Below are 25007 nucleotides of genomic sequence, written 5' to 3' on the forward strand. Positions count from 1 at the left end.
GTTATTCGCGCATGCGGCCGGCGTCAGCGTCAACTGTTGCAATCGTGCGGCACTCGAACATGCACGGCGGCAGCGCGCCAAACCCTATCTCAGGCCACTTCGAGCGCGTGCGAGACCGCGCGGAACACGCGGCACATTTCCAGCGGTTTGCGCAGCACATGCACCGGGATATCCGGCGGAAAGTGCACACGTTGCAGCGGTGCGCCGACATCTTCCAGCACGATCGCCGGGCCCTGATAGCCCAGTTCCTGCATGCTCAACAGCACGCTGACCGCCGATAACAGGATGATGTCGCTGTCGATGATCACCAGATGCGGCATGGCGTGCTGCTGCACCAGATGCAGCGCCGCGGCGCCGTCGCTGGCCAGCTGCGGCTTATAGCCCTGGCTCGATAGCGCATTGCCCAGCAGCGACAAGCGCGTGGCTTCGCCATCCACCAGCAGAATGCGCTGCCCATGGCCCAGGGCAAGCGGCAGTTCGGTCTCGGCAACCGCAACCGACGTCGCATGCATCGGCACGATCACGTCGAAGCGCGTGCCCTCGCCCAGGCGGCTATCGACCGCAATGCTGCCGCCGTAACTTTCCACGATGCGCTTGCACGAGATCAACCCCAGGCCGGTGCCGTCGGCTTTGGTGGTGAAGAAGGGGCTGAACAGACGCGCGCGCGTGTCATCGCTCATGCCCACGCCGGTGTCGGCCACGCTCATGCGCACGCGCGTACCGTCGTGGCGATCGGCCGACAGGATCAAGGTGCCGCCGCCCGGCATCGCCTGGATCGCATTCAAGCCCAGGTTGAGCAGGCACTGCTGCAGTTCGGTGTAATTGGCCTCGATGGTCAGATCCGAGGCGATCGTGTCCACCTGCAAGCGCACGCCGTAGGGCAGGCTGCTCTTGAGCAGCATCTGCACCGCCTGGAACAAATTCGCGATCGACACCTGCTCGCGCGGCTTGTTGGAACCGCGCACGAACGACAGCATCGACTCGGCCATCTCATGCCCGCGCCGGCCGCACTCGGCCACCACGTTGGCGAGCTGACGCAGTTGCGGGTCGTCGGTGCGCCCGACCAGCAGGTCGGGCACGATCAACAATGGCTGCAGGATGTTGCGCAAGTCATGACTCAAACCGGCCGCCAGCATCGCCAGGCTTTCCAGCCGCTGTGCGCGCATCAGCTCGCTCTCAACGCGCTGACGTTCCAGGTCGGCACGCGCTTCGCGAATCGCGCGACTCACCGCGCTCGGCAGCCGCGTCGGGTTGTGCTTGATGATGTAGTCGTTGGCGCCGTCCTGCAGCGCCTTGACCGCGGTCTCCTCACCCATGGTGCCCGAGACGAAGATGAAGGGCGTGGCGCCGTTCTGACGCACCACACGCAGCGCCTGATGGCCGGAAAACCCTGGCATGCTCAGATCCGACAGCACGATGTCCGGCTGAAACGCATCCAGCGCGCTGCGCAGCGACGGCTCGCTGTCCACACGCTCGAATGCCGCATCGATGCCGGCATCGAGCAACTGATCGGATAACAGCTCGGCGTCTTCCGGTGAATCTTCCACCAGGAGGATCTTCAGCTGCTCCGGTTTGCCCCCCTCGTGCGACATGGCTCAGTCCAGCTCCGGTGCCTGATTGATGACCGCCCAGAACGTGCCAAGCGTCTTGACGGCATTGAAGAACTGATCGACATCCACCGGCTTGACCACGTAGGCATTCACGCCCAGGTCCCAGCTGCGGGCCATGTCGCTCTCTTCGCGCGAGGACGACAGGATCACCACCGGCAAGCGCTTGAGCGTCTCATCGCTACGCACCTGCTTGAGCACTTCCAACCCATCCAGGCGCGGCATCTTGATGTCCAGCAGCAACACCGCCGGCAGACCTTCCTCGCGGTCGGCGAACATGCCACGGCGCAGCAGATAGTCCATGGTTTCCACGCCGTCTTCGACATGCACGATGGGATTGGCCAGGCGAGCTTCGCGCAAGGCATCGACGGCCATTTCCGCATCGGCCGGGCTGTCTTCTGCCAGAAGGATGGTACGGATGGCGGTCATACACTGAACTCTTGGTTGGGCGCTTCAAGCGCAGGGGGAAGCACGAAATAAAATGTCGCACCTTCGTCGACGACGCTTTCGGCCCAGACCCGGCCACCGTGACGTGTCAGCACGCGCCGCACGCTGGCCAGCCCGATACCGGTGCCAGAGTATTCGCTGGCCTTGTGCAAACGTTGGAACACGCCGAACAATTTCGAGCTGTATTCCATATCGAAGCCGGTGCCATTGTCGCGCACGCTGAATTGATGGCCGCCGTCGGGCATCGGCGCGTAGCCGACTTCGATTCTGGCCACCTCACGCTTGGCGCTGTATTTGACTGCATTGCCGAGAAGATTCATCCACAACTGGCGCATCATGTTTTCGTCGGCAACCAACACCGGCAGCGACGCGATACGCCAGTCCACGCGGTGACCGGTGTTTTCGCTCTGCACGTTGGCATCCAAAATCGCGCGCGTTTCGGCGACCAACGATTGCATGTCCACCGCCTGCAGGCGCAGCGCACTGCGCCCTAAGCGCGAATACACCAGCAAGTCGTCGATCAGCGACGCCATGCGCCGCGCCGAGCTGCTGATCACTTCCATGTAATGGCGCGATTTCTCGTCGGCCGCATCGCCCAGATGGCGCGCCAACTTGTCGGAGAATCCGGCCACATGGCGCAGCGGTGCGCGCAGATCGTGCGAGACCGAATAGCTGAAGGCTTCCAGCTCGCGGTTGACCTCAGACACCTGCTCCATCTTGCCCTCCATCTGCCGGTTGAGCTCCTGTATGCGCAGCTGGGAAGCCTTCTGCAGGCTGATGTCGCTCACCGTCATCAACACCACGTCCTCGTCGCTGGTATCGGGCAACGGCATGCGCCGCGCGTTGATCAACATGGTGCGCAGCGCGCCATCGGCGCTGCGCTGCTCGTGTTCGTAATCCCATAGCTCACGGTCGCGCAACAACACATCGACCAGCCGCTGATGGATCTGCGGGTCGCGCCACACGCCCTCGCCCACATCCTCAAGCGCCATCAATTCATTGCCGCGCTCTTCCAGACCATACAGTTCGGCGAACGCAGGGTTGTGCAGCACGATGCGCTGAGCGGCATTGAGCAACACGATAGGCTCGCGCACGCTCTGCAGCACCGAGCTGGCGCGCCCATTGGCACGCAGATATTCATGTTCGGCCACCATCCGGCGACGGATCTGCCGCTGCAGCAACCAGACCACAGTGCCCAGCAACAGCAACTGCACCGCCAGCGTCGCCCAGCTCAGCACCTCGTAATGCATGCGATCTGTTTCTACGCGCGCATTGCGCAGATCCAGCAAGTGACTTTCAGCCCCCTTCAACTCATCGATCAACAAACGGATCGGGTTGTTCAAGGTCATGTCGTTGATCAGCGCGCGAATCTGTTCCGGCGCCGTGGTCACGGCGATGCGATCGGCCAGCAACAGACGACGTTCGACGGTGCTCTGGATACGCCCCATGCGCACTTGCTGGGCAGGGTTGTCCTTGGTCAGTTCGATCAATCGCTGCACCGCGGCCAGCGACTCGCCTCGCCCGCGTCGCATGCGTTCCAGCAGCGCCGGGCGCTCCACCCCGTGCGAGCGCATCAGCGCGGCCGATTCGGTATCGCGTATTGCCGCTTCCAGGCGCTGCGCGGTTTCCTGCACCTCCTGGGTATGCGACACCCACACCGCAGCCTGATTGGCGTTGCGCGCCATCTGCTGCAGCAGCAACGAGGGCACTACCACAATCAGGAACACGGCAACCGCCAATAAAGGCAGGCGCCAGCGATCCCACTTGTCTGCTTGGACCGTCGTTTGCATTGCCAGGCCTGTATCCGCTCGCTGCGAGGTCCCAGGGACAAGCCGGCATTATCTCCGATCAGGCCCATGTCTAGATTAATGATTCAGACTAAGAGCGGCTAACAAAACGACTGCGCTCACCGCCAGGCGGGCGCGGCCGGTGCTCGGAATCGGCATGTACCACGCGTACACTCCAGTTCCTCCGCGCCGTGAGCACCCACCCGACGACTGCTCGCTACGTTTTGTTAGCCGCTTTAATCACGACACCCCCGTGACCTAGTTGAATAGGAATATTATCAGTGCAGTCACCATGAAAGCGGCGAGCGCACGCCGCCCGCTATCGGCGTATTGCGCTGGTTCTCCAGAAAGAAAAAAGCGCACTCCGTAGAGTGCGCCTTGGTGGTCGCGCCCGCCGCCTCGCCTCGGCGGGCCCGGCATTCGCAGCGGCTGCGCTTACTCCTTCGCAGGGTTGACCTTCAAGCCAATCGACTTGACGCTCTTGACGCCTTCGATGCCCTTGGCCACAGCCACGGCCTTGTCGTGCTCGGCCTGGGTAGCAACCGCACCGGTCAGCGTCACGATGCCATTCTTGGTTTCGACCTTCACGTCGGTACCCGACACGTTGTCGGTGGCCAGCAGATCAGCCTTGACTTTGGTGGTGATCCAAGTGTCGGTAACAGGCTTCTTGGACTTGTTGATGCTGGCAGCGTGATCTTTGTGAGCACTGTTTTCCTGCGGCACGGCGAATGCTTGCGACGCGCCCAGCGTCAAACCGAGCGCCAGAGACAGAGACAGAGACAGCAACTTACGTGCATGCGTCACGTTTTTCATCGATAAGTACCTCCTGCTGAATGTGGATGAAGTTTGCGGTGGCGCTCGTCGAGCAGACGTGACCGTTGCATTCAGAAATTGTGAACCCTGCGCAAACAGGTGGATGCAATACCATGCACGCTTCCTCCGTCATTGCGATGACCCGCTTTCGATGCCTAAACCGTTTAATCTGGCCGTCGTCGGCTATGGCTATGTCGGGCGCACCTTCCATGCACCGCTGATCGCGAGCACCGCTGGTTTGCAGTTGCACTGCGTGGTGTCGTCCAAGCTACAACAGGCGCAGGCCGACTTCCCCGATGTGACTGTGCTTGCCGATTTCGACAGCGCATTGGCAGATGCCGCGATCGATGCGGTGGTACTCGCCACGCCCAACCAGACCCACGCATCGTTGGCACTGCGGGCGCTGGCTGCCGGCAAGCATGTGTTGGTGGATAAACCCTTCGCATTGGATGCCGCACAGGCACGCGCGATGGTGGATGCAGCCGAGGCCGCCGGGCGCATTATCAGCGTGTTCCAGAACCGCCGCTGGGACGCGGATTTTCTCACCGTACGCCGCTTGATCGACGAAGGCCAATTAGGCGAGGTGGTGGAATTCCATTCGCACTTCGACCGGTATCGCCCGCAAGTGCGCGATCGCTGGCGCGAGAGCGATCTCCCCGGCGCCGGGCTCTGGTACGACCTGGGTCCGCACCTGCTCGATCAGGCACTGCAATTATTCGGCGCGCCGCAGGCGATCGGCGCAGATTTGCAGCGTCAGCGCAGCCAGGCACGCAGCGACGATTATTTCCACGTCACCCTGCACTATCCGCGGCTGCGCGTGATCCTGCATGCCGGGTCGCTGGTCGCCGATAGCAGTCTGCGCTTTGCCGTGCACGGCACACGCGGCAGCTATCTCAAGCACGGGCTGGACACCCAGGAAGATCAACTGCGCGCCGGACGTCGCCCAGGCACGGTAGGCTGGGGTGTCGACCCGTTGCCGGGCACGCTGACCCGCGTAGACGATGAAGGTCGCGTGCACGCCCACCAACCCGACAACCAGCCGGGCGACTATCGGCACTGCTATGCGGCCTTCCGCGATGCATTGGCGGGCACCAGCGCGGCACCGGTCAGTGGCGCAGACGCGGTGCAACTGATGCAACTGTTGGAGCTGGCGCAGCACAGTGCGGCGTCGGGCCAGATGCAGTGGCTCGCTGGTGCACCCGAGGCGTAGCGCGTAGGGATAATCATCGCGCTGCAATGCGCGCGTAACCGGCGATCGTCTCTGCATGCAGGACTGCCGCCGCTCCTGCGCTGCGGTTTTTGCACGCGGCACACGGCCACTGTCGATTTCGATGGCGACCTTGCGTTCACCACGCTTGATGCCACCATCACCACAGTGCGCGCCGCTAAGCAGGCGCGCACTGCCGTCGCGCTGGATCGCTTACGCGTCCTTGCTGCCGATCGCCGGCGGTACCGATGTCGTGGTCATCACTGCATGCCCACCGAATTGGTTGCGCATTGCAGCCAGCAATTTGTCGGTGAACGAATCCTTGTCGCGCGAACGCAGCCGTTCCATCAGCGACAACGTGATGATCGGTGCAGGGACTTCCAAATCGATCGCCTCGGCTACCGTCCAGCGACCTTCGCCCGAATCGGATACGAACGGCGCAATGCCTGCCATGGTCGGGTTGTGCGCAAGCGCATCGGCCGTGAGGTCCAGCAGCCAGGAGCGCACCACGCTGCCATCGCGCCAGATCTCGGCGATCTGGTGCAGATCCAGCGCGAAATCGGTCTTGTGCTGCATCAATGCGAAGCCTTCGGCGTAAGCCTGCATCATTCCGTACTCGATACCGTTGTGGACCATCTTGGTGAAATGGCCGGCACCGCTCGGGCCAACCCGACCCCAGCCCTTATCCGGCGCTGGCGCCAAGGTGGCCAGGATCGGATACAACGTAGTCACCGCCACCTCGTCGCCGCCCACCATCAAGCTGTAGCCTTCCTGCAGGCCCCAGATGCCACCGCTGGTTCCGCAATCGACGAAGGAGATACCGCTGGCCTGCAACAGCGTGGCGCGGCGTTGCGAATCCTTGTAATACGAATTGCCCCCATCGATGACGATGTCGCCTGCTTCCAACAAACGCAGCAGTTGCGCCAAGGTGTCGTCAACGATCTTGCCGGCCGGCACCATCAGCCACACCACCCGCGGACTCGGCAGCGCAGACACCAGCGAGGCCAGCGCATCAGCGGTGACAATGCCCTTGGCCTGCGCGCCAGTGCGCGCGCTCGCACCTGGATCGTAGCCATGCACGCGATGCCCACCGTTGACCAACCGCTCGGCCATATTGGCCCCCATGCGGCCCAACCCCACCATACCCAGTTCCATAATCGCTCCTCATGATCTGATCAGTGCAGGGTGCCACGCCGGGCGTACGCCGGCGTCGCGGAATTCTCGATGGGTTGTTTCGTCGCGGTGTTGGCGCTGCACTGCTTCAGCTGCCAATCGATCCATCGCCAGTACAAGGTGGTGCGCAGATTGTGCAAGGTTAGGTCGATGGCATACGGCGTGCGCGGGTTACGGTCGAGCAAGCGCGCAACGTGATAGCCGATCGGCTTGATGCCCTTGGGATGCACGTACACCAAAAAACCTTGGTAAAACGGGTCATCCAGCAGCGTCTGCAGTTCTTGCAGCCGTGCTTGGTGCTGCGGGTCGAGCGTGGCGCGCAACTGCGCATCGCGTTCGTAGAGCAGGCGCTCGAAGCGGCGCTTGCCTGACCTGCGCAGATCCTTGGCCAATTCCCAGATCCGACGGTTGAGCGCATCGTAATACGCAAAACCACCGTGCTGCGCCAGCGCCTGTGCTGCCGCATCGCTGACATCCACCACCACAAAGTTTTCCGCCTGATTGTGGATGTCATCCAGAAACGACTTGTCGAACACATGCGCGATGAAGCCCGGCGCACCGACAAATGCCTGCCGCCCCAGCTGCGCGGTCTTGACCGCTTTGCCGTCGGCAAAGAATTCGCCGGCATGCGCACCGAGCACAATGCTGTCGGTGTCGTGCAAGGTCAAAAACGTGCCGATCGACAACTCGCCGGGCGTAAACACCTGATCGAATCCGGCATCGCCGTATAACTCGCGCTGCGTGGCGAGCTGAGCCACCTGTCGGCCCACGCCGCACTCCGAGCGCACCTGGCCGCGATAGAACGCATCCAATGCCTGCGCATTGCTGCGGTGTGGTTGATAGCCGCGTCCGAAGCTGCGAACGCTGCTCCAGCCCTGCGCGGCTGCGCCGCGCCAGCCAAACCCGATCCATCCCAGCTGCAGCGCCGAAAAACGGTAATGCGCGTTGTTCTGCAACTGCGTCGCCGCACGCCGCGTGGCAGCACCGACCTCGAACGCGTACGCGCAATATGTGGCGGAATCGTCCAGCAAAGCCTTGAGCGATGCGCCACGCTGTGGCGTATCCCAGCTGGCCGGCAGTATCAGCTGCAGATCCCCAGCTGCCTGCGCATGCACAAGCGAGCCACGCGTACACGGCTCGCCACGCTGGATCCCCGGTTCGCTGACGGCTGCGCTGTGGATCTTCCAGCCAAGCCGCCGCAGCAATGCTTCTACGCAGTCTGCACTCGCTGCATTGGCGGCCTCACTCGGCGCGGCGCCAGCGACCTGCAACACCTGCGCGCCGAACAACGCGGCTGTGCACAACAGCGCGGTAAAACGGCCTGGCCGCGCGCGCCCCACGGGCACGCACGCACGATATGCAGTGGTTGCCGACAGCGACGTACAGTGCCTCCGGAATGAACTCATCGATGAAGTACGCAGTGGATCGGCGGCATGGCTGCTGCAGCCTCAGATGTAGAAAGCCCCGGCATGGCCGGGGCTCGTCGCATTCAATCCATCGAACTCAGCGACGTTCGCAGACGCGCTCGACCTGACGATTCCCGTTGGCTTGCTGGCGGTTGCCCTGAATGGTGCGGCCTGCCGCGCCACCAGCGACTGCACCGGCGACGGTCGCAAGTTTCTTGCCATTGCCACCACCGACCTGATTGCCGAGCAGACCGCCGATGGCAGCGCCAGCAAGAGTGCCGCCGATGCGATTCGGGTCGGTCGAATTCTTCTGCACTTCGACGTTCCTGCAGCGCACGCGGGTGCCGTCGGAGAACTTGCGGCCTTCGTCTACTTCCGTATAACGCTGCTGATGCGAACGGCTCTGCGCCTGCGTAAAGCTGCTTGTCGCCATCAGGCCGACCAGGGACATCACCACCAAGGAATTGCGCATCTTCATCGTCCGTCTCCGTCGTTCTCGCCCACTCGGCGAGTCATGGCTGCACTCTGGTCGCTGGATCGAGAACAACACGTGAAGTGCGCGGCACGCCATTCAGGTTCCGGGGCGGAGCGTGAATCCCGCCATCATGGCTGCGTGGCGGGCTCGCTCTGGGGCACGTTGACCGGTGCTGGCGGCGGGTCCTGCGCTTCGACCGGCAACGGTGCGACCGGAGGTTGCGCCACGGCATTCGATCCCGCGACAGGTAACGCTGGCGTGGTGGGCGCTGCGGCCGCCGGCGCGGACGCCGATGCAGCGACCGGCGCGCTTGCTGCCGGATGTGCTGTGCTTGTAGCCGGCGCAGCCACAGGCGCCGCACTCGCCGCAGCGGGTGCCGCTTCGGTCACCTTGGGCAGATACGAATTCAGGCGTTCGAAGAAGCGCTTGTAGAAGGCCGCGTCCTGCACCGTGGTACTGGACACGCGCACCAGCGAATCGCCGGTGCTGCCTACCGGCAACGACAACGAGCCGAGCACGCCAACGCCCACGCTGGCCGAAGTCGAGCTCTTCTTCAATGCGTAGCGATCCTGCAGCGCACTGACGAACACCTGCGCCTTGCCGCCATCTTGCGTGGCGCAGGAAATGCGCAGATTGAGCTGCTCGCTCTGGTCGGCCTCGTTGAGCTGAAAGTTCTTGCTGCCCTCAACGGCAGCGGCATCCGCGCGCGTTACCGCATAGCCTTGGCTCAACAACACCCGGCGTGCGGCCTCGCAGGCTTGCGGCGAACTGGCCACCACGCTGCGCGAATAGGTGTCATCGGAATTGAACGACTCGCGCATCAGCATCGTGTCGCCCTTGCTGCCACCGCAGCCGGCCAAGGTTGCCAGCGCGGCGAGCAGCGCACCGCGCGCGATCAGGGAAGAACAAGACATGGGAAAGATTCCGGCATCCAAAACCGGCCAAAGCATAGCCGCAACCCATGTGCGCGCGGCGTCGCGTTGCCGGATCGAAGCAACGGCGGTTCATCCGCTGGCAATTGCAGGCCACCCGCAGGCAGCTTCCATCGGCGCCGATGCCCTCGGCGCGCAGATAGTGGTGCGCGCGCACCAGAGCCAGCGCGACCGATGCGTCGCACGGCTCGCCCCACAAGCGAAGCGCGAAGCCCTGGGCCTGCACGGCCTGCAACAACAGATCAGCCTGCGCATGGCACCACCGAAAGATCAGCGCGTATTGGTGACTGCGACTGCTGCCTGGGCACTGCCTCCCCACGCCGCTGACATCCGAAATACGGCACGTTGGTCAGATCCAGATCGATCGTCTCGGCAGGCGTGGGGTCGGCAAGCTGCCGACTACCACCGGCGCCTCCAAGCCATGTCGCTGCAGGCGCGTGCCTGCCAACGATGCACGCGCGGGATCGACTCGATGCCATGCGCATTGCGGCTTTCCACTGCAGCGGCCAGCAAGGCGCTGCCGAAGCCGCAGAACGGGTCGAACATCTGCTCGCCCGGCAGACTGAAGTGGCGCACGAATGGAGGCATCTGATTGACCCACTTAAAGTCGCATCCGTTCAACGGGTCGGCCGCGCGCAGGTGGTCGGGCAGTGCCCAGGCCGAGTCGTCGTCCGGGATCGGCGTCCACCAACCGCGCTGATCGAGCTCATCCAACGACTGGACCAACAGGGCTGCTGCATGCATCTGCCAGCAAGCTCTACACGCCAATGCGGTGCTGCTCGATATAGCGCCAGGTGCCATTGCTGCGATATGCATCGTCCAGGCGCGACAGCTCGCGAAAGATCACCTGCGTGACGCCACAGTTGCGCGCCCAATCGATGGACTGCGCCACCGCATCGGCCATGCCTACACCATCACATTGCACCATGCAGACCAGCCACACCGGCAGGCGTGTTGCAATGCGTCGTGCGGTGTATACGAACCTCGCGGCATCGGCGATCGGCTCATCCGAACGAAACCGCATGATTGCCTCGTTGCAGTCCTGCAGCGAATAGTGGCGCGATAACTCAATCCACGACAACCCAAACGCGACCAAAGCATCGATCAATCGATCAACTGCCTTCCCTGCACACGCGCAAACCCGGCACCATTGCTTTAGAGCGCGCGCTGCTCGACAGGCGGACCGTTAGTCGTAGTCGACAAGGTGTGCAGCAATGCCTGCAACCCATCCGGATCTCGGGCATCACCAATACCTCGTCGCCGGGTACGTATATTGTCGGTGCCCTGCGGGCCGACCATCAACGGCGCGCAGCGTCGGCGCGCGCACGCACCTGCTGCAATGTCCACTGCTGCTGCATTGCGCCGTTTTCCCATACCGTCACCAACGCATCTTCGCTATCGGCATGTGTCGCCACTTCGTCCAACAGCGCGCTGCGATAACTTCCATCGCGACGGTCGCGCAGCAAGGTCAGGCGACCACGCTTGCTTTGCTTGCCCTGATCGGTGATCGGGTCCTTGTAGACGTCGATCCATTGCCCCTCCACACGCACTGCCGAGCACTTCAGCGCGAATTTCTGCGTGTCGCGGTCCACCTTCTGCAGCAAGGCACCGCCCATGCCGAAGGCGACATTGTCGGCCGCATAACCGGCAGCGGTAACGCGTTCCAGGATCGCGCGCAGCGATTGCGGATTGATGCCATCGCCCTGGATCACGCGCACATGGTTGAGCACTTTGTAGCCCTTGCCATTGACTTGATGCCCGAACGCCTCATCGAGTAGCAATAAACATTGCTCGACCACCTCCACCGGCTCGCCCGAGTCCGGCCGGATCACCACCGTCGCGCCGGAGGCGATCACTTCCTCGCGCAGGGTGCTACCCCAATGCTCGCCGATGGCGCGATAGATGTCGTAGCTGTCCGATACCACCGCCACGATCGATCCCGGGCGCGCGAACTGCGTCAGCATATTGCGATACGCGTCCACCTCACGTTCGCGCCCCCAACTGGTGATGGTGCTGTGTTCGGCGGCAGGAATCGAATACCCCGCCAACGGTGTGTGGTAATGCGCACGTGCCAGCAATAACGCCGACAGGGTATCGGTGCCGAGAAAGTTCACCAGATGCGCGGCACCTCCCAACGCGGCAGAGCCAAGACTGGACACCCCACGCGCGCCGAAATCGTGCAGCTTGAACGGCAGCTGCCCTTCCGGATCGTCGCTGGTGCGCTGCAGGTAATCGCGCACGATCTGCTTTACCTGCCAGCTCACCGTGGCCACCGTCACCGGATACCACACGCGCAACAACAGCGTTTCCAGATACGAGGGCACCCAGAACGCCTTGGCATCGGTGGATTCGATCGTCATCAACACATTGTGCGTGGTCACCACCGCGCCTTCGGGCACCGCGCGGATGCGGATCGGCAACTGCCCACCGAGACGATCGACGATATCGCGCCAGCCTGCTTCGTTGAACGGTTCGCCGTGCGCAGCCAACAGTTCTTTCGCATCGTCGATATCGGCGTGCGTCACCGGCCGGTTGAGCGCCTCTTTCAGGATCGATTGCAGGCCGAAGAACACGGTCCGGTCGTACACGCCGCCGCGTGATTCGACATAGAAGAACGTCGCATCGGTGCCCGGCGGATACTGCAACCAGTGGCTGGCCTTGTAGCTGTCGGTGTTGAGCAGCAGGTTATCGAGGTAATGCATGACGGAAACTCCTTCGCGTCGAATGAACCAGCAGTCTGTCCGCCGGCGGGAGGTCGCGGTTCCAAGCCACTCAAGATTGCGTGTTGTCGCTCAGCCGCCCCCAAGCAAAAATTCAAGCATTCGTCCTGGACATAAAGCCGCCGGGCAATGCCCACAAGCCCTTGCCCGGCTCGGCGCGAAGACACGCCAGCGGCAGGTGCCCCGAATGCACAACCACCGCATCAGTGGTGACAAAGGTCGGCGGATACGGCGCATCTTTCCACGCCGCGCGGTACCGCTCGATGAAAGTCAAAGCGGCAACAACGTTCGGTCCGTAGATGATGCAGTCGTCAGCAAAAGCAGTCGTCAGCAAAATTAGGTAACGGTTTGCGATCGCAAACACGCGCTGAAGTTGCCCAGACTTTCTTGACGCACTCTGGCGGCAACCTACAAAAAGCAACCGCTGCATACCCGCTCCCGAGAAATACCGCCATAAAAAAACGCCACCGACTGCGGTGGCGTTTTTATCCAAACCATCAAGCAGCGATCAGTCAGCCCAACGTCCCGGCGCAGTGGACTGCGGCAACACCTGCACCGACAACGGCTGATCCTGCGACAGCAGGCCCAATGCGTCTGCCAGAATCGCGGCCGACTCGCGCAGTAACGGATCCGGACGCTTTTCGGCGGCCTTTTCGCGGGCAGCGTCCTTGACGATGTCGCGCTCGTTGCCGGTCAGGCCGTCGTCGCTGTCTTCGGCAAGCGGATCCAGCGGCAGACCCAACTGCTTGCGTATTTGCTGACGGTCCTTGCGCTGCTGGTCCTGCTTCTGACGCTCGGCCACGCGCTCGGCTTCGTTCAACGAAATGTATTTCTTGGCCTTCTCATCGCGGAACTGCTTGACGTCCTCTTCCCACCACTGAAATTCCTTGTCGGTGGCAATGCGCGCGGTATGCAGGCTCTGCAACTTGGGCAGCAGCGGCGCGAAGTTACCGTACTGCGTGTGCGGGGCAGCCGCGATGCGGGTCCACGGCAGTGCGTTGTCGTATGTACTTTCACCGAATTCGGTGGCATCCACGCTGGCCGGGAAGGCAATGTCCGGCACGACGCCCTTGTGCTGGGTGCTGGAGCCGCTGACGCGGAAGAACTGCGCGATCGTCAGCTTGACCTGCCCATAACGCTGGCCCTGCGCGGCCGGCCAACGGTCCAGATCAACAATGTTCTGCACGGTGCCCTTGCCGAAGCTGGTTTCACCGATCACCAACCCGCGACCGTAATCCTGGATGGCGCCGGCAAAGATCTCAGAGGCCGATGCCGAACCTCGATTGATCAGCACGCCCAGCGGACCATCCCAGGCGACTTTGGGGTTGCTGTCGCCGTTGACGGTGACGCGGCCACCGGACTCGCGCACCTGCACCACCGGCCCCTGCTCGATGAACAGGCCGGTGAGCTCGATCGCTTCGTCCAGCGAGCCGCCCCCGTTGTTACGCAGATCCAGCACCACGCCATCGACCTTGTCGGTCTTGAAGCCGGCCAGCAGCTTTGCGACGTCGCGCGTTGCCGAGGCGTAATCGGCAGCATTGCGACGACGACCTTCGAAATCCTGATAGAAACCCGGCAGCTTGATGATGCCGAGGCGGCGTTCCGGCTCGTTGCCTTTGGCAGGCAAGGTAATGGTCTCGCCCTTGGCTGCCTGCTCGGCCAGACGCACCTTCTGCCGGGTCAGAGTCACGGTGCGGTGCTTGCCATCGATACCCAACTCAGCCGGGACGTACTCCAGGCGCACCTGGGTGTCTTTGCTGCCGCGGATCTTGGCCACCACATCGTCGATGCGCCAGCCGATCACATCCTCGATCGCGCCATTCTTGGCCTGGCCCACCCCGACGATGCGGTCGCCGGGCTTGAGCGTGCCATCCACCGCCGCCGGACCACCCGGGATCACCTCGCGGATCACCACCATGTCGTCTTGCTTCTGCAACTGCGCGCCAATGCCTTCCAGCGATAACGACATCTGCTGATTGAAGGCCTCGGCGGTGCGCGGAGTGAAGTAATCGGTGTGCGGATCAACCGCATTGGTATAGGCGTTGACAAAAAACTGAAACACGTCCTCGCCCTTGAGCTGTTTGACCGAATCGGCCAATGCGACGTAACGCTTGTCCAGGGTCTTGTGGATGTCCTCGGGCTTCTTGCCGGCCAGCTTCAGACGCAACCAGTCGTTCATCACCGACTGGCGCCACAGCACGTCCAGTTGCTTGTCGTCGGCCGCCCACGGCACATCCTTGCGGTCGTACTCGAACTTGTCGTTGCCCCTGAAATCGAAGTCCCGCTTGAGCAGGTCGCGCGCGAACTTGACGCGCTGATCGACGCGCTTCTTGTAGGCCGAAAAGACCTGAAACGCCGGCTCCAGATTACCGCCGCGCAGCGCGTCGCCCACGCCGGCCTGCAGCGGCGCGAAGCCGTCGATATCGGCCTGGGTAAAGAACTGTTTACCGCCATCCAGCGTTTCCAGATAACGCTTGAACACGTCCTTGGACATCGCCTCGTCCAGCGGACGCGGACGATAGGCATAGCGGCTATCGGAGAGCAGGCCGTAGACCAGCTTGGTCGCCGTTGCCTGATCGGGCGTGGCGGCTGCCGGCAACGCCGTATCGGCGCGAGCGAGCAGTGCCAGCGGAGTGGTCAACACCAGCGCCAGCAGGCCGGCCTTCATGGACGCAGAAACGTTGTAGGTCATCGAATGGCTCTCGGCACAGGGCCGATGAAAGGAAGGCGGTGAGCGGATCAGACAGCATGACAGTGCCGAAAGTTGCTGGCGTTGTCATCCGCTGGCTGGCTCAGCCTAGCGCTGGGCCTGTAGCAGATTGTGAACGAGACCGTACCTGCCAAGATCCGCAATCGGTAGTGCTATGCACAGGGCTGCGCCGGTAAGGAGCGACATCGCAGCCTGGAAAGCAACCCACTAAGCAACCGTGCGTCGGCCGGGCGGACGCGACCCATGCCTTACTGTGACGGGGCGCGCGGCTTGGCCTGTCGATACTGGCGCTTGTCGCCTACACGCTTTCCATTCGGGTCGTCGTTCGAGCAGATACGCCCGTCGCAAACGACCGAATCGGAGGCATAAAACGCCTGCACGATGGGCACTGAACCGCCCCGGGAAGTTGAGAGGCCGTTTGGTTTGAGTCACGCCGCTTTGACGTAACCGGCTTGTTGTCGATAGTAAGCCTCTTCGGCTTCCGCTGGCGGGATGTTTCCGATCGACCCCAGCAATCGCTTGTGGTTGTACCAGTCCACCCAATCCAGCGTGGCCAGTTCCACATCCTGGCGGTTGCGCCACGCGCGCCGGTGGATCACCTCGGCCTTGTACAACCCGTTGATCGTCTCGGCCAACGCGTTGTCGTAGCTGTCGCCCACGCTGCCCACCGACGGCTCGATCCCGGCGTCGGCCAGCCGCTCGGTGTAGCGGATCGACACGTACTGCACGCCGCGGTCGGAGTGGTGGATCAGGCCGCCTTCGGTGGGCCGCCGCGCATGCAACGCTTGCTCCAGTGCGTCCAGCACCAAATCCGTCTGCGCGGTCGGCGAGACCTTCCAGCCAACGATGCGCCGCGCATACACGTCGATCACGAAAGCCACGTACACGAACCCGGCCCAGGTCGAAACATACGTGAAGTCGCTGACCCACAGTCGGTTCGGCGACGGCGCATGGAACTGTCGGTTCACCTTGTCCAGCGGGCACGGCCGCTTGTCGCTGATCGTGGTCTTGACCACCTTCCCGCGCACCACGCCGCGCAGGCCAAGTGCGCCCATCAGCCGCTCCACCGTGCAGCGGGCCACTTGATAGCCCTCGCGCTTGAGCTGCCGCCAGACCTTGCGCACGCCGTACACCTGTCGGTTCTGCTCCCATACCCGCCGGATCTGCGGGCGCAGCGCCTGGTCCTTCCACCAGCGGTTCGGGCGCAAGTTCGCGTCCGCTTCCCGCTGCGCGTGGCGGTAATACGTCGACGGGGCAACCTGCAGCACCTTGCAGATTGGCTCGACCCCGTGAACATCGCAATGTTCGGTCACGAACGTGGTCAGGGCTTGAAGCGGCGGTCGAGCTCGGCCTGGGCAAAATACGCGCTGGCCTTGCGCAGGATCTCGTTGTCTTGCCTCAGCTCGCGCACTTCGCGTTCCAGCGCTTTCATCCGCGTCCGCTCGTCCGTCGTCAGCCCCTGACGCTTGCCGGCATCACGCTCGGCCTGACGCACCCAGTTGCACAGCGTCTGCGCCGAACAGCCAATCTTCCCGGCAATCGATTCGATCGCCGCCCACTGCGAGCCGTACTCGCCCTGATGCTCCCGCACCAGCCGAACCGCGCGCTCTCGCACTTCCGGTGAATATTTCGTCTTGCTCATCGCCCCATCTTCTCAAGAGTTGGAGCCTCCCGAAATCCCGGGGCGGTTCACTAGCCACCAAGGAGACCAATGATGCACAAGAGCAAGTTCACCGAGAGCCAGATTGTCGCCACGCTGAAGCAGGTTGAAGGCGGCCGGCAGGTCAAAGATGTGTGCAGTGAGCTGGCCATTTCCGATGCGACGTGTCGCTGGGTATGTGTTGCAACTCATCAAACCGAAGGTGTGGGTCGCCTGCGAACTTCGTGCTTCTTGACTAGGTTCATGGACGGCTGGCCGCCGTCCATCGCGCCTATGGGTGCTCCGCACTCGATCATAGACGGGCGCGTCGGTCCGTGAGGCTGTTTAGGCGCAGCGCTATCTTCAAGAAGGGCAGTGATACCAGGGGTGCCTCATGACACAAAGCTATTCGCCAAGACCTTTACCGGACGCCACGGCGTTCTTGACTTGCTGTAGCTTTGCGCGCAACTGAGCGATAGGTGGCAGCCCCATGGATTCACGCCGCTTGTCTACGCTGCTTTCGTCTTCAATTGGATATAGCTCAAAAGATTCATTTGCTTGTGTGCCAAATCGTTGCGGCTTTCCATCGTAGACCAGCTGGCGATCAATGAATGTAGCGAAGGCATCCTTCGGGAAGTCTCCCTTCTCTACAAGCTCTTGCATCTGGCGAGCCATATCCGCTTGTAGGGCGCGGTCGCCAGAGTGCTGGAGCATAAGAAACTGCGCGGACACCGCGCCCTCGCCAACTTCGCTCAGGCCCAGCAGCCTTCCGGACGTGATCTCAAGCCATGCTGCCTCGCGGCGCCGGTCTGCTTCGGCAAGTCGTGCGTCATTGAATCCAGGGGTCATGGCCTTCTTGCGATCACGCTGATCTTCTTCGCCGAGAGCAATCAATTGCTGCGCGATCGCAGCAAATGAAGGTTTGTCAGTTGGATGGCCCGCGACCTCACTAGACTCATTCGCCAAGTTCGATGCAGTCACAGTCCCGGCTCCTAAAATAATAGCAATAAAAAGTAGAGATGCCGATCGTAGTTTCATGAATGTTCCACCCACTCATCATTTCGTTGCCTAGCCGAGAACTTTACTCCAAGCGAACTTATGCGACCCTGCATCTCCTCAAAAGCAACGGAAGCCTTATAGTCTGCGTAGCTTGGAGGCGTCTGGAGAAGAGGAACACCGGCCTTGCTTGCAAGGTATGAGCAGAATTTTGAAAGAATACTTGAATCCGAAACATTGGATTCCAGGAACAACCAGTTTCCGGACGGATTTAGATCCAAGAAGTGGTATTCGCCATCCCTATCTGGAACGAGGTCCATGCAGGCTACCTCGACACCCATCTTTGACATCAAAAGACCTACCTTTTCTTGCACTTCTAAAGGAAGGTCCATCTTGCTAATTGTGGTCACGTTGCTGTCAGTCAGATCTTCTCGAGAGTCTAGCCGGCCAGAGGTCTGATAAATTTTATAGGCGTGAATTTGATCGCCAAAGACGAATGCGCGAATGTCAAAGTCCTTGACAATCTCTTCCTGAAAGATGGCCGGCGCTGCCAAGACCGTCCCAGCCTCATAGTTGTCTAGTAGACTGATACTGGCTCTTGATGCGAAGGCGCACCTAGTACGGCCGTCGGCATAGCGCCAGCTGAACGGCTCGAACGGTTTGATGACTAATTTGTTTGTATTGCCAAATATTTCCTTTACCCGATCAATGCTTGATCCGAAGTAGCTTTTGGGTGGTGAGAGACCAACTTCGCTCGCTGCCCTTAATTGAAGCATCTTGTTGTCTGCGCGAATAGCCGAACTCGGGGAATTCACGAAAACCTGATTTCCTACCTCTCCCAACAACTGCAAAAGCCAGTTTTGATTAACAGCCCTTTCGCGTCTGACGAATAGGAAGTCTTCTTCCCCTTCAAGCATATCGACCCGCGGAGTGTAATCACCTCGGAAATACAGTAACTTCTGTTCTGCAAATGATCGGCCGAGCTCCAAGATAATAGAGTTCTGATCCTCTTCGGGAGAGCATGGGGTGAGCGAAACGCCGGCGCCTTCTTGATCTAGGCCGAAGAATGTTTCGACGAGCTCTGCGGAAATGCCGGCCTTGTTAAGCGACCACACTATCGATGCCGCATGAAGATCTAGAAAAGATGAAACAACTGTAATCACGACTTCTCTCCATGAAGCGGGCACTGCGCGTCTCCACGCAGTGCTCGTGGCGATTACTTGCCGTTCGACACCTCGACCGTCACTTCAACCTGCTTGAAGGTATGGGTGTAGGTCACTTCGCCCTTGTTATCGCCACCGCTGACGGCATTCAACTCTTACTGAGACAGCTCGCGCGCCGGCGCGAATTCGCGGGACAGCTCCTTGGTGATCACTTTATTCAGCATGATAATTTTTTATTCCTTTGCATGTGATTAAGCCGCATCGAATGATCCGGCACTTTATTGATACCCGGTAACGCCGCATGGTGTCAACCCCCACCCCGCAGACCGTTCAACCTTGTTCCGTTGGGCGGGCTGAGCGCAAAGGACCGCATAATTTCGGTTGCCTAACAGGCTGCTGAAATACCAATTTGGACGTGACAAACCCACACCGGTGAGCCGTCCCCTGTGAATTCTGCGTCCTCTGCTGACATCGGACGCCTCAGATTCCACGCAGAAGCCCCAAAACGCGGTATCTCAAGACGACAGTCATAGGTCCTGTGGAGTTTTTCAGCAGCCTGCTAAGGGCGTAACGGCATTCGCAAGCGCGCGTAATCAGGAGAAATGAAAACTTCTTATTTCGAGATGCCAATCACACTCACGGCTCGAATGAGTCAGTTGCGGACGATGTTGCGCGTGCCGAATTTGTTGCAAGCTCTCCAGCGCGTGTGATAAAATCCTAATGTACATGGATGCTAGGCATCAACGCAGTGATGGATACAGCGACTGGAAGCTTGTTTCGCAAAGAGGCAGGCGCTCAACAGAGCCATTCAGAAGCGATCAACTTGACGCCTCCCGTGGGCACTTGGATCGTATCCTTATCTTCCGTAGCAGTCTGCGTTACTCTATTGGGCCTGCTCCTAGTTGGCTCATATTCAAAGCAGCTTCCAGCCAAGGGTGTTGTGGTGCCGACGACTGGAATTATTTCCATCAAGTCGCCATCGTCCGGCTTTGTGGGAAGGCTCTTGGTGAAAGAGGGGGCCGCAGTCGAAGTTGGAACGCCTTTGGCTGAGATAGAGCTTCACCGGACGAGTATAGGTGGGTCTAGTGAAGCAGAGATGGAGGCAGCACTTCGGGAGAAGCGCCGGTCGATTGAGAGGGCCATTGAGCTCTTGCCCATCTCCATTGCCTCCAATTCAGAGGACGCAGATAAGAGAATTCACATTGCCCAGGAGCGGATAAGCAGACTTCGCGATAGGCTGCGCATTCAAGAGCAGAGGGCTGATGCAGCGATGAAGCTCTACGAATCTTGGCGCAGTGCGGGAACTCAGGCTCTCAGTCGTTATCAGATTGAGCAGCAATACGATACGGCCTTGCAATTGGTCAGCCAGACAGCCGATGCGAAGGATCAGCTGCTTCAACAAGAGCAAGAGCTCTCGGCGCTGCTGGCGGAACGAGGTCGCGTAGAGTCAACCGCTGCGCAAGAAAGATCGCAGCTTGTTCAAGCGTTGGCCGACGTAAAGAAATCCATCATTGACAATGATATCGCTCGTGGAGCGCTCATCCGCTCACCTGTAAAAGGTCGAGTCTCGACAACGAACGTGCTGGCTGGGCAGTTTGTGGATCCGAGCTCTCTACCACTGATGTCCATCGTTGATGATGAGAGCCCTCTGATCGTGGAGGCGTGGATCCCGGCAAGCGTCAATGATTTGCCCGTGGATGGTCAGCGAGCAAGCATCGTGATCAAACGCAGCTTTGGACAGTCGCACATCATCCCCGCGACGGTGGCAAATACATCAAGCAGCCCATACTCCGCCGATCAAATTAGGGACATACGCGGACTCGAAGTTGATGCACCGCATTACAGGGTGTCGCTTGCTCCAGATGGAGAGAGGAGTCAGCGCCAGATTTCTGGATTGAAGCCAGGTGCTGTCGTTTCCGTGCGGATCGCTTCGAAGCCAAGAAGCATTGTTCGCACACTCTTCAACATCAATTGAGGGTTCATCTGTTGTCTAGCACGACGTCTCAATCATGGGCATCAAGACGGAAGCTGCCGCTTTATCTGCAAACGGAAAGCGCAGAGTGCGGTCTCGCATGTGTGGCAATGATTGCCAACTACCACGGGCATGACGTCGATCTCGCATCCTTACGCCGGCGCTTTGGCGGTTCAATTCGCGGCGTCGGGCTGTCGCACATTATTTCTGTTTGTTCGCAACTAGGGTTTTCGAGTAAAGCGCTTAGGGCTGCCCCGGAGTATCTCCCCGGCTCCAAATTGCCTTGCATTGCGCACTGGAACATGAATCACTTTGTGGTTATAGAGCGTGCAGACAGAACAGGCGTAACGGTTCACGATCCAGCGCGTGGCCGCCTTCGACTGAACTACGAAGAAGTGAGTGCGAGTTTCACTGGTGTACTTTTGGAGTTGACTCCAGAAGCAGGCTTCAGCCCAATCCAGGAACGCCGGCGAATCGGCCTGCGGTTTCTCACCGGTCGAATACGTGGTCTGTTTAAAAGCGCCGCGCACCTCTTTTTGCTCGCATTCGGTGTCGAGTTAATCGCGCTTGCTATTCCGTTTCAGCTTCAATGGACTATCGATAGCATCATTCCCACAGGTGACAGCCGTCTATTGATAGTCGCCGCAATAGCATTCGCGATGGCTACATTATTACACTCTCTCCTAACGATCGCACGCGGTTGGCTGGTCAGCTGGCTCGGGGCTGCAATCAATTCGCAGTGGATTACCCACCTGTTCTCACACTTGCTAAGGCTGCCAACATCCTTCTTTGAAAAGCGCTCTGCCGGGGATATCCTTACTAGGTTCTCTTCCATCTACGCGATTCAGAACACCCTTTCATCTGCGTTCGTCTCGGCTGTGTTGGACAGCGCGTTCGGATTGTTGGCGCTTGGGATTCTCGTGTATTACAGTCCTTCTTTTGCGGGAATCGCGCTTGTCGTGATCGTTGCCTACTTTGTAATTAGGCGCGCCATGTTTCGCAAGCTATGGGAGGCAAACGAGCAGAACGTGGTTTACATGGCTAGGCAGCAGTCGGAGATCATAGAGTCGATTCGGGGAATTAATTCGATCAGGCTAGCTGGCATTGAGCCGTTACGGAGGAGCCGTTTATCCGATGCAGCGACAGAGGCTTGCAGGCGGTCAATGGAAGCTCAACGCATTAACGAGACATCATCCGGTATAAATGTTGGGCTTTTTGGGCTGCAGAAAGTGGTGCTTTTGGCGTATGGTGCCAACCTTGTGGTCTCAGGCCAATTTACGGTCGGCATGTTGGTTTCAGTCATAACTTTTGCTGATCAGTTTACGACCAAGTCAACGGCATTCATCGATAAGATCAACGAGCTCCAACTTGTAAAAATGCATCTCGAGCGACTGTCGGATATTGCGCTCGAAGAGCCGCTGCCATTGCCGAAACCATATTCGGGCGAGGCCCTTCTTGACGATTCCATTCGATTTGTTAATGTTGGATTTCGCTACTCTCAAAGTGATCCATGGATACTGAGAGGTTTGAGCTTCACGATAAATTCTGGTGAATCCGTTGCCATTGTAGGTAGAAGTGGTTGCGGAAAGTCCACCTTGCTTAAGCTTCTGTTGGGCCTCGACGTTCCCACCGAGGGACATATAGAGATTGGTGGGCAAAAAATTGATAGTGAAAGCGTGCAGCGAGTTCGAATGGTCATGTCGACCGTTCTTCAGGATGATAACTTGTTCGCTGGAACAATAGCCGAAAACATCTCTTTTTTTGACGGTGACGCATCAATTGATCAGATTGTTGACGCCGCAAAGAAGGCGAACATTCACAACGAGATCTCAAACATGCCGATGGGGTATGAGAGCTTGGTCGGCGACATGGGGAGTGCACTGTCGGGTGGGCAGAAGCAAAGGGTTTTGCTTGCCAGGGCGCTCTTTAGAAGGCCGCGAATCCTCGTTCTAGATGAGGCGACAAGTCATCTGGACAAGCACTCAGAGCAGATTACCAACGAGCACCTAAGGACGCTAAACGTCACCAGAGTTGTCGTGGCACATCGTCAGGAAACCATCGACCATGCTGATCGCGTAATTGACCTTACGGCATCCCGCGATGATGGCGAAAGCGAGCCTCTCTCCAAGGCGGGAAAGGTTGCTGCACGGAACTGAACCGCCCCGGGATTTCGGGAGGCTCCAACTCTTGAGAAGATGGAGCCATGAGCAAGACGAAATATTCACCGGAAGTGCGAGAGCGGGCGGTTCGTCTGGTGCGGGAGCATCAGGGCGAGTACGGCTCGCAGTGGGCGGCGATCGAGTCGATTGCCGGGAAGATCGGCTGTTCGGCGCAGACGCTGTGCAACTGGGTGCGTCAGGCCGAGCGTGATGCCGGCAAGCGTCAGGGGCTGACGACGGACGAGCGGACGCGGATGAAAGCGCTGGAACGCGAAGTGCGCGAGCTGAGGCAAGCCAACGAGATCCTGCGCAAGGCCAGCGCGTATTTTGCCCAGGCCGAGCTCGACCGCCGCTTCAAGCCCTGACCACGTTCGTGACCGAACATTGCGATGTTCACGGGGTCGAGCCAATCTGCAAGGTGCTGCAGGTTGCCCCGTCGACGTATTACCGCCACGCGCAGCGGGAAGTGGACGCGAACTTGCGCCCGAAGCGCTGGTGGAAGGACCAGGCGCTGCGCCCGCAGATCCGGCGGGTATGGGAGCAGAACCGACAGGTGTACGGGGTGCGCAAGGTCTGGCTGCAGCTCAAGCGCGAGGGCTATGCGGTGGCCCGCTGCACGGTGGAGCGACTGATGGGCGCACTTGGCCTGCGCGGCGTGGTGCGGGGTAAGGTGGTGAAGACCACGGTCGGCGACAAGCGGCCGTGCCCGCTGGACAAGGTGAACCGGCAGTTCCATGCGCCGTCGCCAAACCGACTGTGGGTCAGCGACTTCACCTACGTCTCGACCTGGGCCGGGTTCGTGTACGTGGCTTTGGTGATCGACGTGTACGCACGGCGGATTGTGGGCTGGAAGGTGTCGCAGACGGCGCACACGGACTTCGTGCTGGACGCACTGGAGCAAGCGTTGCATGCGCGGCGGCCCACCGAAGGCGGCCTGATCCACCACTCCGACCGCGGCGTGCAGTACGTGTCGATCCGCTACACCGCGCGGCTGGCCGACGCCGGGATCGAGCCGTCGGTGGGCAGCGTGGGCGATAGCTACGACAACGCGCTGGCCGAGACGATCAACGGGTTGTACAAGGCTGAGGTGATCCACTGGCGCTCATGGCGCAATCGCCGGGACGTCGAACTGGCCACCCTGGATTGGGTGGACTGGTACAACCACAAGCGATTGCTGGGGTCGATCGGGAACATTCCGCCAGCGGAAGCCGAAGAGGCTTACTATCGACAACAGGCCGGTTACGTCAAAGCGGCGTGACTCAAACCAAACGGCCTCCCAACTTCCCGGGGCGGTTCAGCACGGCATTTTCATAGCGTTGCAGTTCTTCTTGCGTGGATACTAGCTCGCGCCGGTAATACCCCAGCACCGCCCAGCCAACGAGAAGCACCAGCAGTAGAATCGCGCCTGCGGCACCGAACCACATCCATACCGTCTTGTTCGCCTTTTGCAGTTGCGCAGACGTGGCCGATACGTCGCGGTCGTACTGCGCCGCGACGGGAGCCACCGCGTTCCTGGCTTCCTTGGCGATCTGGGAACTGGCATCGCCGACAATGCCATCAACCCGGCGATGTACCTGTGCGACTTCGCTTTGTAGCGACTGCATCCGCTGATCGAAAGCGGCTTGCATGCGCGCTTCGCGCTGCTCGAATTTTGCCATCAGCGCGGATTGCAGCTTGAGCGTGTTCTGCAACGACGACAAAAGTTCCGACAGTTGGTTCTCGCTAGACATGAATGGCCTCAGTGATGGTGGGAGTTAGCGTGTCATCACTGGGCCCTGTACTTGGCGGGCCATCTCTTGCT

At 60.2% G+C, this 25007-nt stretch carries 18 protein-coding genes, 1 other RNA gene, 4 pseudogenes and 2 other annotated features; of the genes and pseudogenes, 6 read left to right on the forward strand and 17 right to left on the reverse strand.

Translation table 11 applies throughout. The features are described 5' to 3' along the window. Nucleotides 1-89 precede the first annotated feature (89 nt). Genes J5I97_RS16400 through J5I97_RS16410 form a run of 3 tightly spaced genes read right to left on the reverse strand, consistent with a single transcriptional unit; the run spans nucleotide 90 to nucleotide 3844 of the window. Nucleotides 90-1592: an ATP-binding response regulator gene (locus tag J5I97_RS16400; protein ID WP_208587649.1), complete on the reverse strand. Its 1503-nt coding sequence runs from the start codon at nucleotides 1590-1592 to the stop codon at nucleotides 90-92. 3 nt (nucleotides 1593-1595) lie between these two features. After that, the gene (locus tag J5I97_RS16405; protein ID WP_208587651.1) at nucleotides 1596-2036 is read right to left on the reverse strand and encodes a response regulator; all 441 of its coding nucleotides are present in this window, start codon (nucleotides 2034-2036) and stop codon (nucleotides 1596-1598) included. Further along, nucleotides 2033-3844, reverse strand: a complete 1812-nt coding sequence (locus J5I97_RS16410) for a sensor histidine kinase (RefSeq protein ID WP_208587653.1) — start codon at nucleotides 3842-3844, stop codon at nucleotides 2033-2035. The genes J5I97_RS16405 and J5I97_RS16410 overlap by 4 nt, the downstream gene beginning before the upstream one ends. A 154-nt stretch (nucleotides 3845-3998) precedes the next feature. Here J5I97_RS16410 and J5I97_RS16415 point away from each other — a divergent pair. Further along, nucleotides 3999-4074: non-coding RNA, sX9 sRNA (locus J5I97_RS16415), on the forward strand. A gap of 202 nt (nucleotides 4075-4276) precedes the next feature. On the opposite strand, the gene J5I97_RS16420 is transcribed toward J5I97_RS16415, so the two are convergent. Next, a complete protein-coding gene (locus J5I97_RS16420) occupies nucleotides 4277-4654 on the reverse strand; it encodes a BON domain-containing protein (protein ID WP_208587655.1) in 378 nt (125 codons plus the stop codon). A gap of 151 nt (nucleotides 4655-4805) precedes the next feature. Here J5I97_RS16420 and J5I97_RS16425 point away from each other — a divergent pair, with 151 nt between their 5' ends. Continuing rightward, nucleotides 4806-5864, forward strand: coding sequence for an oxidoreductase (locus J5I97_RS16425; RefSeq protein WP_208587657.1), 1059 nt, complete (start codon nucleotides 4806-4808; stop codon nucleotides 5862-5864). A gap of 210 nt (nucleotides 5865-6074) precedes the next feature. On the opposite strand, the gene gnd is transcribed toward J5I97_RS16425, so the two are convergent. The 10 genes and pseudogenes from gnd to J5I97_RS16475 form a co-directional block, all read right to left on the reverse strand. Further along, nucleotides 6075-7016, reverse strand: coding sequence for a phosphogluconate dehydrogenase (NAD(+)-dependent, decarboxylating) (gene gnd, locus J5I97_RS16430; RefSeq protein ID WP_208587659.1), 942 nt, complete (start codon nucleotides 7014-7016; stop codon nucleotides 6075-6077). A 20-nt stretch (nucleotides 7017-7036) separates the two neighbouring features. Further along, complete coding sequence (locus J5I97_RS16435; protein WP_208587661.1) at nucleotides 7037-8380, reverse strand: hypothetical protein; 1344 nt, start codon at nucleotides 8378-8380, stop codon at nucleotides 7037-7039. A gap of 157 nt (nucleotides 8381-8537) precedes the next feature. Beyond that, nucleotides 8538-8918, reverse strand: coding sequence for a glycine zipper 2TM domain-containing protein (locus tag J5I97_RS16440; RefSeq protein WP_208587663.1), 381 nt, complete (start codon nucleotides 8916-8918; stop codon nucleotides 8538-8540). A 125-nt stretch (nucleotides 8919-9043) separates the two neighbouring features. Then, a complete protein-coding gene (locus tag J5I97_RS16445; RefSeq protein ID WP_208587665.1) occupies nucleotides 9044-9829 on the reverse strand; it encodes a DUF2242 domain-containing protein in 786 nt (261 codons plus the stop codon). 112 nt (nucleotides 9830-9941) lie between these two features. Then, a pseudogene (locus J5I97_RS16450) lies at nucleotides 9942-10561 on the reverse strand (DNA methyltransferase); the annotation flags it as partial. Further along, nucleotides 10558-11077 (reverse strand): annotated as a pseudogene (locus J5I97_RS16455) (hypothetical protein); the annotation flags it as partial. The pseudogenes J5I97_RS16455 and J5I97_RS16450, both read right to left, overlap by 4 nt. A gap of 68 nt (nucleotides 11078-11145) precedes the next feature. After that, nucleotides 11146-12549 carry a nicotinate phosphoribosyltransferase gene (locus tag J5I97_RS16460; protein WP_208587667.1) on the reverse strand — a complete coding sequence of 468 codons (1404 nt, stop codon included), beginning with the start codon at nucleotides 12547-12549 and terminating at the stop codon, nucleotides 11146-11148. Between the two features lie 124 nt (nucleotides 12550-12673). Next, nucleotides 12674-12853 (reverse strand): annotated as a pseudogene (locus tag J5I97_RS16465) (bifunctional nicotinamide-nucleotide adenylyltransferase/Nudix hydroxylase); the annotation flags it as partial. 222 nt (nucleotides 12854-13075) lie between these two features. Next, on the reverse strand, nucleotides 13076-15235 hold the full coding sequence (locus J5I97_RS16470; RefSeq protein WP_208591791.1) for a carboxy terminal-processing peptidase: 2160 nt from the start codon (nucleotides 15233-15235) through the stop codon (nucleotides 13076-13078). A gap of 470 nt (nucleotides 15236-15705) precedes the next feature. Further along, nucleotides 15706-16919, reverse strand: a protein-coding gene (locus J5I97_RS16475; RefSeq protein WP_208587669.1) for an IS3 family transposase whose coding sequence is annotated in 2 segments (ribosomal slippage) — nucleotides 15706-16637 and nucleotides 16637-16919 — 1215 coding nt in all. Because the reading frame shifts where the segments join, the coding sequence is not laid out codon by codon here. Beyond that, nucleotides 16528-16644, reverse strand: a sequence feature (AL1L pseudoknot). Its footprint overlaps the gene before it by 117 nt. 72 nt (nucleotides 16920-16991) lie before the next feature. Here J5I97_RS16475 and J5I97_RS16480 point away from each other — a divergent pair. Then, nucleotides 16992-17102, forward strand: a pseudogene (locus J5I97_RS16480) (transposase); the annotation flags it as partial. A gap of 219 nt (nucleotides 17103-17321) precedes the next feature. Here J5I97_RS16480 and J5I97_RS20150 read toward each other — a convergent pair. Further along, a complete protein-coding gene (locus J5I97_RS20150) occupies nucleotides 17322-17954 on the reverse strand; it encodes a DUF6624 domain-containing protein (RefSeq protein WP_238135564.1) in 633 nt (210 codons plus the stop codon). Then, entirely contained in the window at nucleotides 17951-19075 is a 1125-nt protein-coding gene (locus J5I97_RS16490) for an ATP-grasp domain-containing protein (RefSeq protein WP_208587671.1), read from the reverse strand. The genes J5I97_RS20150 and J5I97_RS16490 overlap by 4 nt, the downstream gene beginning before the upstream one ends. Before the next feature lie 943 nt (nucleotides 19076-20018). Between J5I97_RS16490 and J5I97_RS16495 the strand changes: the two genes are divergently transcribed. From J5I97_RS16495 to J5I97_RS16505, 3 genes are all read left to right on the forward strand, one after another. After that, nucleotides 20019-21050 carry an HlyD family secretion protein gene (locus J5I97_RS16495; RefSeq protein ID WP_208587673.1) on the forward strand — a complete coding sequence of 344 codons (1032 nt, stop codon included), beginning with the start codon at nucleotides 20019-20021 and terminating at the stop codon, nucleotides 21048-21050. 107 nt (nucleotides 21051-21157) lie between these two features. Next, nucleotides 21158-23203, forward strand: coding sequence for a peptidase domain-containing ABC transporter (locus J5I97_RS16500; protein ID WP_345776683.1), 2046 nt, complete (start codon nucleotides 21158-21160; stop codon nucleotides 23201-23203). A 47-nt stretch (nucleotides 23204-23250) separates the two neighbouring features. After that, nucleotides 23251-24464 (forward strand): IS3 family transposase gene (locus J5I97_RS16505; protein WP_208587675.1). Its coding sequence is split into 2 segments (ribosomal slippage): nucleotides 23251-23533 and nucleotides 23533-24464, totalling 1215 coding nucleotides; the frame shifts between segments, so codons are not numbered across the junction. After that, nucleotides 23526-23642, forward strand: a sequence feature (AL1L pseudoknot). Its footprint overlaps the gene before it by 117 nt. A gap of 1 nt (nucleotide 24465) precedes the next feature. On the opposite strand, the gene J5I97_RS16510 is transcribed toward J5I97_RS16505, so the two are convergent. Further along, nucleotides 24466-24897, reverse strand: coding sequence for a hypothetical protein (locus tag J5I97_RS16510; protein ID WP_208591843.1), 432 nt, complete (start codon nucleotides 24895-24897; stop codon nucleotides 24466-24468). Nucleotides 24898-25007 lie beyond the last annotated feature (110 nt).

Origin of the sequence: Xanthomonas fragariae (genome assembly GCF_017603965.1) — a bacterium.
Classification (GTDB): domain Bacteria; phylum Pseudomonadota; class Gammaproteobacteria; order Xanthomonadales; family Xanthomonadaceae; genus Xanthomonas; species Xanthomonas fragariae_A.

Excerpts from the sequence above, each read along its gene's own strand:
- J5I97_RS16440 (WP_208587663.1), bottom strand. The coding sequence starts at position 8,918 with ATGAAGATGCGCAATTCCTTGGTGGTGATGTCCCTGGTCGGCCTGATG.
- J5I97_RS16445 (WP_208587665.1), bottom strand. The coding sequence starts at position 9,829 with ATGTCTTGTTCTTCCCTGATCGCGCGCGGTGCGCTGCTCGCCGCGCTG.
- J5I97_RS16460 (WP_208587667.1), bottom strand. The coding sequence starts at position 12,549 with ATGCATTACCTCGATAACCTGCTGCTCAACACCGACAGCTACAAGGCC.
- gnd (WP_208587659.1), bottom strand. The coding sequence starts at position 7,016 with ATGGAACTGGGTATGGTGGGGTTGGGCCGCATGGGGGCCAATATGGCC.
- J5I97_RS16425 (WP_208587657.1), top strand. The coding sequence starts at position 4,806 with ATGCCTAAACCGTTTAATCTGGCCGTCGTCGGCTATGGCTATGTCGGG.
- J5I97_RS16400 (WP_208587649.1), bottom strand. The coding sequence starts at position 1,592 with ATGTCGCACGAGGGGGGCAAACCGGAGCAGCTGAAGATCCTCCTGGTG.
- J5I97_RS20150 (WP_238135564.1), bottom strand. The coding sequence starts at position 17,954 with ATGAAACTACGATCGGCATCTCTACTTTTTATTGCTATTATTTTAGGA.
- J5I97_RS16500 (WP_345776683.1), top strand. The coding sequence starts at position 21,158 with ATGATTGCCAACTACCACGGGCATGACGTCGATCTCGCATCCTTACGC.
- J5I97_RS16410 (WP_208587653.1), bottom strand. The coding sequence starts at position 3,844 with ATGCAAACGACGGTCCAAGCAGACAAGTGGGATCGCTGGCGCCTGCCT.
- J5I97_RS16470 (WP_208591791.1), bottom strand. The coding sequence starts at position 15,235 with ATGAAGGCCGGCCTGCTGGCGCTGGTGTTGACCACTCCGCTGGCACTG.
- J5I97_RS16420 (WP_208587655.1), bottom strand. The coding sequence starts at position 4,654 with ATGAAAAACGTGACGCATGCACGTAAGTTGCTGTCTCTGTCTCTGTCT.
- J5I97_RS16405 (WP_208587651.1), bottom strand. The coding sequence starts at position 2,036 with ATGACCGCCATCCGTACCATCCTTCTGGCAGAAGACAGCCCGGCCGAT.